Annotated in this window: 13 protein-coding genes; 11 read left to right on the plus strand and 2 right to left on the minus strand. The window is 58.9% G+C overall.

Annotated elements, in window-relative coordinates; genetic code table 11:
* Window positions 1-206: 206 nt before the first annotated feature.
* Complete coding sequence (locus BMH52_RS18695; RefSeq protein ID WP_014718574.1) at window positions 207-635, minus strand: glycine zipper domain-containing protein; 429 nt, start codon at window positions 633-635, stop codon at window positions 207-209.
* A 227-nt stretch (window positions 636-862) separates the two neighbouring features.
* Here BMH52_RS18695 and BMH52_RS18700 point away from each other — a divergent pair, with 227 nt between their 5' ends.
* Window positions 863-1,321 carry an Hsp20 family protein gene (locus BMH52_RS18700; protein ID WP_014718573.1) on the plus strand — a complete coding sequence of 153 codons (459 nt, stop codon included), beginning with the start codon at window positions 863-865 and terminating at the stop codon, window positions 1,319-1,321.
* Between the two features lie 66 nt (window positions 1,322-1,387).
* Here the strand turns inward: BMH52_RS18700 and BMH52_RS18705 are convergent, their stop codons facing one another.
* Complete coding sequence (locus tag BMH52_RS18705) at window positions 1,388-2,284, minus strand: LysR family transcriptional regulator (protein WP_014718572.1); 897 nt, start codon at window positions 2,282-2,284, stop codon at window positions 1,388-1,390.
* A 338-nt stretch (window positions 2,285-2,622) separates the two neighbouring features.
* Between BMH52_RS18705 and BMH52_RS18710 the strand changes: the two genes are divergently transcribed.
* From BMH52_RS18710 to BMH52_RS18755, 10 genes are all read left to right on the plus strand, one after another.
* Window positions 2,623-3,312, plus strand: coding sequence for an isochorismatase family protein (locus BMH52_RS18710; protein WP_003191543.1), 690 nt, complete (start codon window positions 2,623-2,625; stop codon window positions 3,310-3,312).
* Window positions 3,313-3,374: 62 nt separating this feature from the next.
* Window positions 3,375-4,001 carry an isochorismate family cysteine hydrolase YcaC gene (ycaC, locus tag BMH52_RS18715; protein ID WP_003191542.1) on the plus strand — a complete coding sequence of 209 codons (627 nt, stop codon included), beginning with the start codon at window positions 3,375-3,377 and terminating at the stop codon, window positions 3,999-4,001.
* A 444-nt stretch (window positions 4,002-4,445) separates the two neighbouring features.
* Window positions 4,446-5,477 carry a phosphate ABC transporter substrate-binding protein PstS gene (gene pstS, locus BMH52_RS18720; RefSeq protein WP_014718564.1) on the plus strand — a complete coding sequence of 344 codons (1,032 nt, stop codon included), beginning with the start codon at window positions 4,446-4,448 and terminating at the stop codon, window positions 5,475-5,477.
* A gap of 74 nt (window positions 5,478-5,551) precedes the next feature.
* Entirely contained in the window at window positions 5,552-6,517 is a 966-nt protein-coding gene (pstC, locus tag BMH52_RS18725) for a phosphate ABC transporter permease subunit PstC (protein ID WP_003191517.1), read from the plus strand.
* Window positions 6,517-7,410: a phosphate ABC transporter permease PstA gene (pstA, locus tag BMH52_RS18730; protein ID WP_014718563.1), complete on the plus strand. Its 894-nt coding sequence runs from the start codon at window positions 6,517-6,519 to the stop codon at window positions 7,408-7,410. The genes pstC and pstA overlap by 1 nt, the downstream gene beginning before the upstream one ends.
* A gap of 76 nt (window positions 7,411-7,486) precedes the next feature.
* A complete protein-coding gene (pstB, locus tag BMH52_RS18735; protein ID WP_019817112.1) occupies window positions 7,487-8,248 on the plus strand; it encodes a phosphate ABC transporter ATP-binding protein PstB in 762 nt (253 codons plus the stop codon).
* 56 nt (window positions 8,249-8,304) lie between these two features.
* Window positions 8,305-9,003, plus strand: a complete 699-nt coding sequence (locus BMH52_RS18740) for a hypothetical protein (RefSeq protein WP_019817111.1) — start codon at window positions 8,305-8,307, stop codon at window positions 9,001-9,003.
* On the plus strand, window positions 9,003-9,620 hold the full coding sequence (locus BMH52_RS18745) for a hypothetical protein (protein ID WP_073844653.1): 618 nt from the start codon (window positions 9,003-9,005) through the stop codon (window positions 9,618-9,620). Before BMH52_RS18740 ends, BMH52_RS18745 begins: the two co-directional genes overlap by 1 nt.
* A 369-nt stretch (window positions 9,621-9,989) precedes the next feature.
* On the plus strand, window positions 9,990-11,849 hold the full coding sequence (locus BMH52_RS18750; RefSeq protein WP_073844655.1) for a calcium-binding protein: 1,860 nt from the start codon (window positions 9,990-9,992) through the stop codon (window positions 11,847-11,849).
* Window positions 11,850-12,120: 271 nt separating this feature from the next.
* Window positions 12,121-13,842, plus strand: coding sequence for a ShlB/FhaC/HecB family hemolysin secretion/activation protein (locus BMH52_RS18755; RefSeq protein WP_083535075.1), 1,722 nt, complete (start codon window positions 12,121-12,123; stop codon window positions 13,840-13,842).
* Window positions 13,843-13,867 lie beyond the last annotated feature (25 nt).

Here is a 13,867-nt window from a genome sequence, read left to right on the forward strand (position 1 = left end):
GCCCAACATCGCACCGGGGCCGGTGGTGGATATCATCAATGAGCGGGTGGAAGGCGATTTGACAGAGGAGGGTGCGTTCACGATCACGCTGGACGCGTATGAAGGGTTGGCGTTGCGGGTGGTGAGCAGCACGCCGATGTAAAGGGATATTGGCCCGGCGTAGGAGCGAGCAAGCTCGCTCCTACATGGCAAGCCGTGCCACGCGATCAGTGGTGCTTGTTCTTGTGCTTATGCTTGTTGCCTTTGTGCTTGGCACCGCCTGAACGATGGCCGCTCTCGTCATCGGCCAGGTTATTACCCAGCGCGCCACCGGCTGCGCCCCCCACGCCGGCGCCGATGGTCGAGCCGGTGGTGCCGCCCAGGCGATTGCCAATCAGCGAACCGCCTGCCGAGCCCAAACCGCCGCCAATCGCCGCTTCGGTCTTGTTGCCCTTTTGCGCCCCCACCGCACTCCCGGCGGCGCCCCCCACGCCGGCGCCGATGGCCGCACCGGTCGAGCCACCAAGCTGCTGGCCTACCACGTTGCCCAACACACCGCCGACACCGCCTCCCAGCGCGGCCGTACCATCTCCAGCGGCCAGGGCCCCTTGGGAGATCAGAATGCCCAATGCCAGGGCCGGGAATGTCATTTTCATTTTTTTGTACCTCAAGGGCTGTCTCAGGCGCTCACGGGGTAAAGCACGCCTGGCATTTTGATTAGAGCACACGTCATAACACTTGGGCTTCGGTGATCGCCCCTTGCACAAGAAAAATTTTTTCCAGCCCTCTTGAATTCCTTTTGCGCGTCCATAAATTTTGGATCACGCGATGCCGAATCCGGGTTGCGTACTAAATCACTTGGAGAAACTCAGGAGATTTTAAAATGGCTACTACCCTGTCGTTGGCCCCACTGTTCCGTCAATCGGTGGGCTTTGATCGCTTCAATGACCTGTTCGAGTCGGCGCTGCGCAGCGAGGCTCCGAATTCCTATCCACCTCACAACGTGGAAAAGCACGGTGACGACGCGTACCGCATCGTGATCGCCGTGGCTGGCCTGACCGAGGAGGATCTGGATATCCAGGTCGAGAGGGGTGTATTGACGGTTTCCGGCGGAAAACGCGAAACCGACGATAAGGTCGCTTACCTGCACCAGGGCATTGCCCAACGTGCGTTCCGGTTGTCGTTCCGCTTGGCGGACCATATCGAAGTACGTGGCGCATCCCTGACCAACGGTTTGCTCAACATCGACCTGCTGCGTGAAGTGCCTGAAGAGGCCAAGCCAAAACGCATCATGATTGGTGGTGAGACCAAACCCGAGCTGCGTCAGGTCAGCTTGCAGTAAAACAATCGGCGGTAAAAAGGCGCTCTACGGAGCGCCTTTTTTGTGCGCGCTTCAAACGCAGGCCGGCTAAGCCTGGGTATTGGGTGCAAACAACTGCCTGGCCTCGGCAAAACACTTCTCTGCGATGACCGAGCGCGGTTCGGTCTTGCGCATCACCATGCCCAGGGGCGCAAGGACACTGGCGTCTGGCAGGTGGATAAATGCCAGGTTTTCGATGGGGTTTTCCAGGCCGCTGTCCAACGGCATGATTGCGCAACAGAAGCCTTCGTGGATGGCCTGGAACAGTTGATAGGTGGAGTCGCTTTCCAGAATCGGCTGGGGATCGAGACCGCGACTGCGGAAACTCAAGTCGATGGATTTTCGGTAGTGCATGCCATTGCTGATCATCCCCAGGGGCAGTTCGGCGGCTTCTTCCCAGCTCATCTGCGTGCCTTCGAAGTGGAAGTGGCGAGTGTCGTACAGCAGGCCGACACGGGTTTCGCCCAGTTCGAAAAATTCCAGGTAGTTGGGGCTCACGTGGTCCAGGTAGCACACGCCCAAGTCCAGTTGATTGGTGCCCAGCGCTTCGATGATTTTGTCCGAACTCATGGAGGTGAGGCTGAACTTGAGTTCCGGGAAGCTGTGGGACAAGCCCTGGATGAAGCTGATCGGATTGAAGCCGCTCAGGGGCACCAGGCCCAGGCGCAGGTTACCGACCAACTGGCCGCGACACGCAGCGGCTTCGGCGAACAGGCCGTCATGGGCGGCGAGCAGGGTCCTGGCCCAGGCCAACACGCGTTCGCCGGCCTGAGTAAAGCCTTCGAAACGTTGACCGCGGGTCACCAGCTCCAGCCCCAGTTCTTCCTCCAGGTTGCGCAGGCGCATCGACAGGGTGGGCTGGGTGATGTTGCAGCGGGCAGCGGCCTGGCCGAAATGGCGCGTCTGCTCCAGCGCGATCAGGAATTTAAGTTGTTTGATATCCATGAAGGCACCTGCCTGGAAATAAGTGAACGGTCATGATTGGCGCAAGTGCCTGAAATCCACGGGATGGAGCCGATGATCGCATTGTAACGACCGGCACGTCCAAGTGCCCTTGCCACCGTGCGGCTGCATTGTTCCATTTTTGAGATGGAGCGGCCCGTTTCAGCCACTACCTAACCCTGAACGCGATGATTAAGGTGGTTCCACTGTTTTTTTGGGTGGGCCTGCTGACACACGTCCAGGTCGTTGCCCAAGCGTGTCTGTACAGGAAGTGCAGGCACGGCCGGGCGCAGTTCCGGCGCACACGCCAGGGAGGTATCGCCAAGCAAGAGGAAATGCAAATGACTGCATCAGGTAACGCTGCAAACTTCAATGGTCAAAAGCCGACGATTGACCCCGCTGACACCGCCATGTTGCTGATCGACCACCAGAGTGGTCTGTTCCAGATCGTCAAGGACATTGATGTTCCTCAATTGCGCGCCAACGCCATCGCGCTGGCCAAGGCCGCAACCCTGCTGAAAATACCGGTTATCACCACCGCTTCGGTGCCGCAAGGACCCAACGGCCCGTTGATCCCGGAAATCCACGAAGCCGCGCCGCACGCCCAGTACGTGGCCCGCCGTGGCGAAATCAACGCGTGGGACAACCCGGAGTTTCATGCCGCCGTCAAAGCCACCGGCAAGAAGACCCTGGTGATCGCCGGCACCCTGACCAGCGTGTGCCTGGCGTTCCCATCGATTGCGGCGGTGCATGAAGGCTACAAGGTGTTCGCGGTGGTCGATGCCTCGGGCAACCACTCCAGGCTGGCCACCGACCTGACCGTTGCACGCCTGGCCCAGGCCGGCGTGGTGCCGATCGACATCATGGGCACGCTGTCGGAGTTGCAAGGCTCCTGGAACCGCCCGGATGCCCAGGAGTGGGCCAACGTCTACACCCAGGCCATGCCGCACTACCAGCTTCTCATCGAGAGCTACGTCAAGGCTCAGGAAGTGGCAAACAACCACGAAGTACTAGACTCACAGCGCAAGTAAACACGCTGGGTTCTTTACGGGGCGCCCACTCGGGCGTCACCTTCTTTATCAGGAGTACCACGATGTCTACACCTTACGTTCGCTTGGACAAAGACAACGCCGCTGTGCTGTTGGTCGACCATCAGGCCGGCTTGCTGTCACTAGTCCGTGACATCGACCCGGACAAATTCAAGAACAACGTGCTGGCCCTGGCTGACTTGGCCAAGTACTTCAAGCTGCCGACCATCCTCACCACCAGTTTCGAAACCGGCCCCAATGGCCCGCTGGTGCCCGAGCTCAAGGCACTGTTCCCGGATGCGCCGTACATTGCGCGCCCAGGCCAGATCAATGCCTGGGACAACGAAGACTTCGTCAAGGCCATCAAGGCCACCGGCAAGAAACAATTGATCATTGCCGGCGTCGTGACCGAAGTGTGCGTGGCGTTCCCGGCGCTGTCGGCCCTGGCCGAAGGCTTTGAAGTGTTCGTGGTCACCGACGCCTCCGGCACTTTCAACGAACTGACCCAGCAGTCCGCCTGGGCCCGCATGTCCGCCAACGGCGCGCAACTGATGACCTGGTTTGGCCTGGCCTGTGAGCTGCACCGCGACTGGCGCAACGACATCGAGGGCTTGGGGACGTTGTTCTCCAACCACATTCCGGACTACCGCAACCTGTTCACCAGCTACAACGCGTTGACTGAAGGCAAGTAAGCCTGATGGAAGGCGGCCGCTAGCCGTGGGGGGAGCGGTAGAACGCCTATTTCCCTGACAACCCTAGGTCCAAATGTGGGAGCTGGCTTGCCTGCGATGGCGGCATTGCGCCCGACACCTATTTACCTGACACACTCGCGATCCAACGGTGAGGTGTCAGGTAAATAGGCGTTGGCTGTCCGACCGTCATCGCAGGCAAGCCAGCTCCCACAGTTGGATGGCGCAGCATCAATGGGATCAGCTTCGACCGTCACGGGCGCAAGATCAGTACCGCTAGAGGGATGACAGCACTGTAGTCGTATTTTGTTACTAACCCATGCCCTAAAAATACAGCGCTGTGGCGGCAAAGCGGGACAAAACACCCCCTCGCCATTCAATTTTCATAAAAATGTAACAACCCTGCTTCACAGTTCGGGAGCCCGTCACCACAACGAGTTCCTTTTAATGAAAAGCTTGATGAAGTCCGCAGCACTCGCCATTACGGTATCCCTGTGTGCCTCCTCCGTGACCTTCGCCGCCGAAAACGTGCGCCTCACCGGCTCTGGCGCCAGCTTCCCTGCACCGATCTACCTCACCTGGTTCAAGGATTTCAGCAAGAAGACCGCTGGCGTCACCGTGGATTACCAGTCCAAGGGCAGCGGCGCAGGTGTGCAGGACTTCCTGAATAAAACCGTCGACTTCGCCGCCAGTGACTCGGCCATGAAAGACGAAGACATCGCCAAGGTCGCCGAGGGCGTGCAACTGCTGCCAATGACCGCCGGTGAAATCGTGCTGGCCTATAACCTGCCGGGCAATCCCAAGGGCCTCAAGCTGCCACGCGATGTTTACTCCAATATCTTCCTGGGCAAGATCACCAAGTGGAACGACCCACAGATCGTCGCCGCCAACCCGGACCTGAAGCTTGGCGACACGCCGATCACCGTGGTGGTGCGCGCAGACTCCAGCGGCACCACGGCGGTATTCACCAAACACCTGGCGACCATCAACCCTGAATTCAAAACGGCACTGGGGGAGGGCAACACCGTCAACTGGCCGGCTAGCGACAAATTCATCAAGTCGCCCAAGAACGATGGTGTGACTGCCACCGTACGCCAGACCCCAGGCGCGATTGGCTACATCGAATACGGCTTCGCCAAACTGGCCAAGGTTGACTTCGCCCAGTTGCAGAACAAGGCCGGCCAGTACGTAGTGCCGAACGCCGAAAGCGGCGCCGAGGCCCTGGCCGCCGTGAAGATGCCGGAAAGCCTGGTGGCCTGGTTGCCGGACCCGGACGGTGCCAAGTCTTACCCGATCACCTCGTACACCTGGATGATTTTCCGCAAGGACAACGGCAACCCTGCCAAGGCCAAGGCCATGCGCGAAATGGTTGAGTACAGCCTGACCGAGGGGCAGAAAATCGCCGACTCGATGGGGTACATCCCGCTGCCGCCATCGGTGGTGGAGCAGGTACGCAAAGCCTCCGCCAACATTCAGTAACACCCGTGAGGCCGCTCTCGGTGTGGGCTGTTTGCCGCGCCGGGGGCGTTTCCCCCCTGTTCCGGAATTAGCCAATGAACAAACCTTTCGTCGTACCGGTTAACCGGGATTCTGCTTGCCAACCTCCCTCGGCCAAAGACTTCCTGGTCGATCGCACCTTCCGTGGGCTCGCGCGAATCGGGGTGGTACTGATTCTGGCGTTGGTCGCAGCCTTGGTATTCGAGGTGGGACGCAAGGCCTTGCCGGGCATGGAAAAGCACGGGTTCGATGTGCTTTTTGGCAGCGTCTGGGACGTTAATCAGGGCAAGTACGGGATCTTGCCGGCCATTTGGGGCACGCTCTACAGCGCTTTCATCGCGCTGCTGATTGCAGGCTTTTTCGGTGTCAGCATGGCGATTTTCCTGACTCAGGATTTTCTGCCGGCCAAGCTGGCCGCTGTGTTTCGCACCATCGTTGAACTGCTCGCCGCCATCCCCAGCGTAGTGTACGGCCTGTGGGGCATCTACGTGGTGATCCCGGCCATTCGGCCACTGACCACCTGGTTGAACAGCGAACTGGGTTGGATCCCGTTTTTCGGCACGTCCTTGAGCGGGCCGGGGTTGCTGCCGGCGGCGCTGGTGTTGGCCATCATGATTCTGCCGACGATTGCCGCCGTGTCCCAGGACGCGCTCACCAGCGTGCCGATGAAGACCAAGCAGGCCGCCTACGGCATGGGCACCACCCATTGGGAGGCGATTCTCAAGGTGATGGTGCCATCCGCCGCCACCGGTATTTTTGGCTCCCTGGTACTTGGCCTCGGTCGTGCGCTGGGCGAAACCATGGCGCTGGCGATGCTGGTGGGCAACGCCAACAACATTTCCCTGTCGCTGTTCGCGCCGGCCAATACGTTGGCAGCCTTGTTGGCGCTGAACTTCCCCGAAGCCGGGCCCAACGAGGTGGAGGTATTGATGTACGCCGCTCTCGTCTTGATGTTCATCACGCTGCTGGTGAATGTCATCGGTTCCATGATCATGCTCTACGCCCAACGGGGTAACCGATGATGACGAATCTCACATCCCCTATCACCGCTGTACCGAGCTTGCAGCGCAAGTTCGAAGGCCGCGCCTTGCGCAGCCTGGTGTTGACCACGTTGGTATGGTTTGGCGCGCTGCTGGCCAGTGTGCCGCTGATTTCCGTGCTCTACATGCTGATCACCCGTGGCGGCGCACGCCTGAGCCTGGAGGTGTTCACCGAACTGCCGCCCACCGGCTTCGAGACGGGCGGCGGTTTCGGCAACGCCATGGCAGGCACCTTTGTGATGGTCGGTATCGCTGCGGCGATTGCGGTGCCGGTCGGCATCATGGCCGCGATCTTCCTGGCCGAACTGGGGCCGGACAGCAAATTGGCCAACGCTGCACGCTTTGCCGCCAAGATGCTCACCGGCTTGCCTTCGATCCTGGCCGGCGTGTTTGCCTATGCCTTGGTGGTCATGACCACCGGCACCTACTCGGCACCGGCAGGCGGCGTAGCCCTGGCGGTACTGATGCTGCCCATCGTGGTGCTGACGGCTGAAGAGTCGATGCGCATGGTGCCCAAGATCATGAAGGACGCTGCCTACGGCATGGGGTGCACCCGCTCGCAGGTGATCTGGAAGATCATCTTGCCGACCGGCCTGCCGGCGATCCTCACCGGCGTAATGCTTGCTGTGGCTCGTGCCGCAGGCGAAACCGCGCCGTTGTTGTTCACCGCGCTGTTCAGCAACTACTGGATCTACCACGACGGCGACCTGGCGGTGATGAACCCCACAGCCTCCCTTGCCGTGCTGATCTACAACTTTTCCGGCATGCCCTTCGACAACCAGCTGGAGCTCGCCTGGGCGGCTTCATTGGTGTTGGTGATGATCGTGCTGGTCGTGAATATTGTGAGCCGTATCTTCGGCAAGCCTAAGTATTAAGAACGGGAGCATCTGAATCTTGAACGTCTCAACTGCGCAAATAGCCGCTCCGTTTGTTACCCAATCGCCTGTGGTCATGGACTGCAAGCTGGACAGGATTTTCTACGGCAACTTCATGGCAGTGCGTGACAGCCATGTGCCGATCGAAAAAAACAAGATCACCGGGTTCATCGGCCCGTCCGGCTGCGGCAAAAGTACGGTACTGCGCAGCCTCAACCGCATGAACGACCTGGTGAAAGGCTTTCGCTTCGAGGGCCATGTGCACTTCCTGGGGCAGGACGTGTACGGCAAGGGTGTAGACCCGGTGGTGGTGCGCCGTTACATCGGCATGGTGTTCCAGCAGCCGAACCCGTTTTCCATGAGCATCTTCGACAACGTCGCGTTCGGCCTGCGCCTGAACCGCTACAAAGGCGACTTGGGCGATCGCGTCAAGCACGCCCTGCAAGGCGCTGCGCTGTGGGATGAAGTCAAGGACAAGCTCAAGGTCAGCGGCCTGTCGCTCTCCGGCGGCCAGCAGCAACGGCTGTGTATTGCCCGCGCTATCGCCACCGAGCCGGAAGTGCTGTTGCTCGATGAGCCGTGCTCGGCACTCGACCCGATTGCGACTCGCCGGGTAGAGGAGCTGATGGTGGAACTGAAGAAGGATTACACCATCGCCCTGGTCACCCACAACATGCAGCAGGCCATTCGCGTGGCGGACACCACGGCGTTTTTCTCGGTGGATATTTCCCAGGGCACGCGTACCGGCTACCTGGTGGAAATGGGCCCGACCGCGCAGATTTTTGGCAGCCCGCGTGAACAGATGACCGAGGATTACATCAGTGGCAAGTTCAGCTGAGTAACTCCATGTTCGATAGAAACCACAGGTGCGCCACCGTCAGCCCAGGAATGCCAATGTCTGCAACGCATCGTCTTGATTTGTCAGCGATTGAACGCGCGCTCCGCAAAGTGCAGAGCCGCTTTGCCGAGCTCAGCACGCAATTTACCGAGCCGCGCGACCCCTTGACCGACGAAGTGCTGCACAACGTGCTTGAAGGCTATGCGCTGGTTGACGACTATGTCGCACGGGGCGTTGACCTGTTTGACCTTCATCATCTGGACCTGATGCTGGAGATCAACGCCACGGTGCTCTGCGGTAGCGACCCGGCGCGGCGCGTGGAATACGCGCAGCACCTGGCCGCCACCGAGGAGCACTTCTTCAACAACGTTGAAGGCGGTATCAAGGACTTGTTCAATTGGTACTGCGCGTATCGCAGTGAATCGGTGTGGAAGCGTGCGGCCGGTGTGTATGTGCGCATCCTCAGCAAGCCGCAGTTGTTCATCGAAGGCAACAACCGCAGTGGTTCGCTGATCGTCAGTTATCTGCTGATGCGGGCCGGGTTGCCACCGTTCGTGCTGACGCTGGAAAATGCCGAGGGTTACTTCAATCCTTCCTCGGTAATCCGCAACTCGGCCAAACATGGGGTCAAGGCGTTGTATGAATTGCCCAAGATCAAGAAAAAGTACGCCGCCTTCCTGGAGGAACAGGCGCCGGATCCCAAGGCGTTTTTCTTGAACGACGCACCACAGCCTATTTATCAGGGAGGCCATTAATGCGCCGGTATCCAACACTCGCCAGCCGAGTCGTGCAAGCCATCCAGCAGGCGCTTCTCACGCGTGCCGCCAAGCGCCCGCGCGTACGCATCTCCTTTGATATCGACGACACATTGGCTTGCCAGCTCCACCACGCTGACGTCGAGAGCAGCTGGCTACCGGCTTGTGCTCATCGTTGGTGGGGAGAGCCGCTGCGTATCGGCACTCGTTCGCTGACGCGGCAGCTGCGGCGCCAGGGTTGCAGTATCTGGGTCTATACCTCATCGGGAAGGGCGCCTTCCTACATCAGGCGTTGGCTGATGCTGTACGGCATTCGTGTCGACGGCGTAGTCAATAGCGAGCGGCATAACCACGCCCTCACGGTGCATGGGCTGTCGAACACCCCCTCGAAATTTCCGCCGGCCTTCGACATTGATTTGCACGTGGATGATTCCGAGGGCGTGCGCCTTGAAGGCAACGACCACGGCTTTCGCGTGGTGGTGGTCGACCCGCAGGATGAGCACTGGGCGCAACGAGTGCTTGAAGCCGTCGCGGGCGTGCAGGCGCAACTGGCCCGGCAGCAATTACCCAGGTTCAAGCAGCCTGTATGCCAAGGTGCTGAGGTTTATTCTTCCTGAGTTCCAGAGAAACCTGAACTTCTTGAGCACTTATTGCAGTTCACAACTTGCTATAAGGGTTTGATTTTCTTTGACTCGCCAGTCACGAACAACACAGAACTTCACCTCGTGTTCGTCAAACAGCGCTTATGGCGCTTTTGTCGTCTATCTCCCTAAGTACATACCCTTATCATCCGATAGTCGGTCACTTTAACGCGGCACTTCTAGGCTAGTGTTGACGAGCTTCCTTAATGGTCAACCTCGATATTAAGCAACGAAGCAGCCTGAACAGAATGCACAACAACAACTTCAATGCATATTGTTTAGCCCGACGCATCAGGTATTACCGTTGACTTTCGGTGTTGATCGCTGGGCTCAAGGAGTACTGACATGGCTATATTCGATTACAAGGGGCAAGATGCCCGCGTCCTGATTTCAGATGCCTGGACCCTCGCCACTTATACCAGTGGTGTCGCGACCGTCGGCGCGCTCTACAATATTCCGGGGCTTGTGCTGGGCGAGGGCAACACCTTCGCGCTGCCCAAGGGCTGGCGTGAAATCGGCGCGAGCGAACTGCAGGTGGATAGCAGCCACATCGACATCACTGGAAGTTTTACCGGTGACGGCGTGTTCGGCTCCCAGGCCAGGGTGTTTGGTCAATACGATGACAGCGGCCAATTAGTCAAAATGGGTTTTTCCATTGCCGGCACCAACTCGCCAATTGATCTGCTGGGTTGGCCGGCGATGATCGATAACTCTTATATCAACGGCTACGACTACCTGCTCAATTCAATCAAGGATTACGCCACCGACCACAACCTGAGCGGCAAAGATGTTCTGGTAACCGGCTACAGCCAGGGTGGTTCTGTCACCAACAGCATGTATATCGGCAAGGACACTTTGGCAGACGGTTTTTTCAAGGATTCGGACTACTTTGGCATGGAGTCGCCCAAGTCCAGCAACAGCGACGGAATCTTCAACTTCGGTTTTGAAAACGATGTGGTCCACCGCCTCACGGGGCAAGAGACCAACGTGGGCAGCGCCATTATCGATGCGCTTCAAGGCAGTGACGCCAGTTACACTTCGACGACTGACAACATCGTGCTGTTCGACACGATCTACGCGCTGCCAACCTGGCCCAATGGTCCGTTCTCAATTGCCAACCTGTCAGGCTGGGCCGCGCATCTGGAAGGCATTTTCATCAACCCTATCCAGCGTATCGCCCAATCGACCTTCTACGATTACATCGAACGCGACAGCACCATCATCATCAGCAATCTCGACGCCATCAGCCGCAGCTTTACCTGGGTCAGCGACAAACAGACCGCCACCTCCAACCATTACGGCACACCGGCCTTCCTGCTGGGCACCGACAGTTCGGACAAGCTGCAGGACGGGCGCAGCGATGACTTCCTCGACGGGTTCAAGGGTGACGACAGTTTCCGCGTGAGTACCGGTACCGATATTGTCGCCGGCGGTGAAGGCAACGACAAAGTCTTCCTCAAAGGCACTGCATCTTCCTACGAAGCGGTGAAACTCAGCGATGGCACGTTGTTTTTGAACGACAGCAGCGGCCAATACGGCCTCAAGGAATTGCACGGCGTAGAGCATGTGGAGTTCGAAACCGGCTTGGCCAATAGCCTCGGCCAGGTGCCCGTGTTCGGCGGGCTCTTCGGTGGCATTGGCGAGGTCCTCACGCCGGCCTATACGGTGACCAGTGGCAAACTCGACTTCGAAGGCCTGTTCGGCGCCGATAAGGCGTATGCCAAATCCATCGAAGGCAGCCAATTGGCCGACACCCTCAAAGGCACCGCCGCGCGCGACCTGATATTCGGCCAGAACGGCAATGACCGGCTCGACGGTGGCGCTGGCAATGACCTGCTGCACGGCGGCGACGGCAACGACACACTGCTGGGCGGCACGGGTAACGACGCGCTGTATGGCGCCAGCGGCAATGACGTCCTGATCGGCGGGTTGGGCAATGACCAACTCAGCGGTGGCGTGGGCAGCGACCTGTTTGTTTTCGATCAACGCGGGTTTGGCCACGACGTGATCAGCGACTTCAACATTCACCAGAATGGGCAGGACCTGCTGGTGTTCGCCAAGTCGCTGTTTGCCAGCGCCGATGCCGTGCTCGGTGCCACTACCCAGCATGGCAGTGACAGCGTAATTCTGGCGGGGGACAGCAGTGTCACCTTGGTGGGGTTCAATGCGGCGCAGTTGAGTGCAGAGATGATCAGCGTGGTGTGATGCGACACCTGCGAAACGGAAGGTAAAACCTCACAGGTTCCCCGAAGCTGTGGGGTTTTTTATGGCCTGCTGTTTGACGCAATGGCTCGGTACCACACGCAGCGTCAGTGCCTAGCGGTCGGACTCAAACGGGCAAAAACTCTTCATTTTCACGCCTGAGCCGCTCTGCGTGAAGGGTTGAACGAGTTTGCACTGTTAATTGACGCCATCAAAATGACATCTTATCATCGCCACATTGGATGGCATAAAGCCATATAGAGGGATCTATACAGTGTGGCGTTTACCGCGTCGGACCAGGTTAAGCCTGCTGTCCGCTTTTTTTTGCCTGGGCACCTCCGGATGGGCGCAAGCGGCCACGCCGCAGAACGCCCCCGGCATCACCGACCTGATCCGTGACCGCCAGGACCGCCTGCTCGAAGAGCAGCAACGGCGCCTTGAGGAGCTCAAAGACTTGCCGGGTAAAGCCGCCGCGCCGGCAACCTCGGCAACACCTGTCGATACCCGCTGCTTCCCGATCAAAACCATCGAGCTGGGCGGCGCGGATGCGCTGACTGAAGGTGAGCGAGCTCATCTGATCAAGCCCTACCTCGGCCAATGTCTTGGTGTGCCGCAACTCAACGCAGTGCTCAAGGTGATCACCGACCGTTATCTGGCCAAAGGCCTGGTCACCAGTCGCGCGTATTTGCTGCAGCAGGACCTTTCCAGCGGCAATCTCAAGATCCAAGTGGTCGAAGGTAAGCTGGAGAGCCTGAAGGCTGCCGAAGGCAGCGGAATCACTGACCGTCAATTGACCATGAGCTTCCCCGGCAAGCAGGGCGAACTGCTCAATCTGCGCGAAATCGAGCAGATGGTCGATCAGTTGAACCGCTTGCCGTCGAACCAGGCGCAGATGGAATTGGCGCCGGGCAAGGCCGTGGGGGGCAGTGATGTACTGGTCAAAAACACCTCGCAAAAGCCCTGGCGTGTTGGCCTGTCGCGGCACAACGGCGGCCAGCGCAGCACCGGTGAGCAGCAGTGGGGCGCCAGCCTGGATTGGGACAATCCGTTGGGCCTGGCCGACCAGCTTTCGCTACGTGGCGGCCACGATGCCGTCAGCGATCACCAGAAAACCTCGCGCAATTCGATGCTCAGTTACAGCCTGCCGTTCGGTTGGTGGAACCTCTCGTACAGCTACATCGAAAGTGAGTACCGCTCCCAGGCCGAGGCCAACCACTTCAAGTTCAAGCAGACCGGCGACAGTCAGAATCACCAGTTGCGCCTGGAGCGCGTCATCCATCGGGATGCCTTGAGCAAGACTTCCCTGAACACCGGCATCGCCTATCTTCGCACCAATAATTTCATTGAAGACAGCAAGCTTGCCTTGAGCAGCAACCGCCTCAGCGAAGCGCAAGTGGGTATCAACCATGGTCGGCGTATCGGCGGTTCATTCCTCAACATTGACCTTGGCATGCAAAACGGCATCGGCGCATTCGATGCCCAGGCCAATCACGATCCAAAGCCTGGGCAGCCGGATGCGCGCTACCGCAAGTACACCGCCACGGTGAGCTATCTGTATCCATTCAAACTGTGGGGTGAGTCCCTCAGTTTCAGCAGTTTGATGACCGGTCAGCACAGCGAAGACGTGTTGTTCAGCCCACAGCGCATTAGCCTCGGCGGGCAGTCGTCGATTCGTGGCTACAAAGACCAAATGCTTGCCGGCGACAGCGGCGGCTACTGGCGCAACGACCTGCGCTGGAGTCGGCCGGTGACTTGGGCCTGGATGCAGCCGGTGCTCACTGAATACGGCACCAGCCTGGGCTACGACCAGGGCGTCATCAGCCATGGCCGCTACAACGCCGAGCAGCATGGGCGCATGAGCAGCAACTCGGTGGAGTTGTTTGCGCGCGGCAAGAACGTCGCGGCCAGCGTGACCTTTGCACACTCTTTGGAACGACCGGAAGCGATCACGGACCGTGAAGCGCCGATCTATTTCCGTCTGGACTTTTTCCTTTAAATTTTTGACCGCCTTCGGGCTTCGA

This window comes from Pseudomonas sp. BTN1, from assembly GCF_001907715.1.
Lineage (GTDB): Bacteria > Pseudomonadota > Gammaproteobacteria > Pseudomonadales > Pseudomonadaceae > Aquipseudomonas > Aquipseudomonas paracarnis.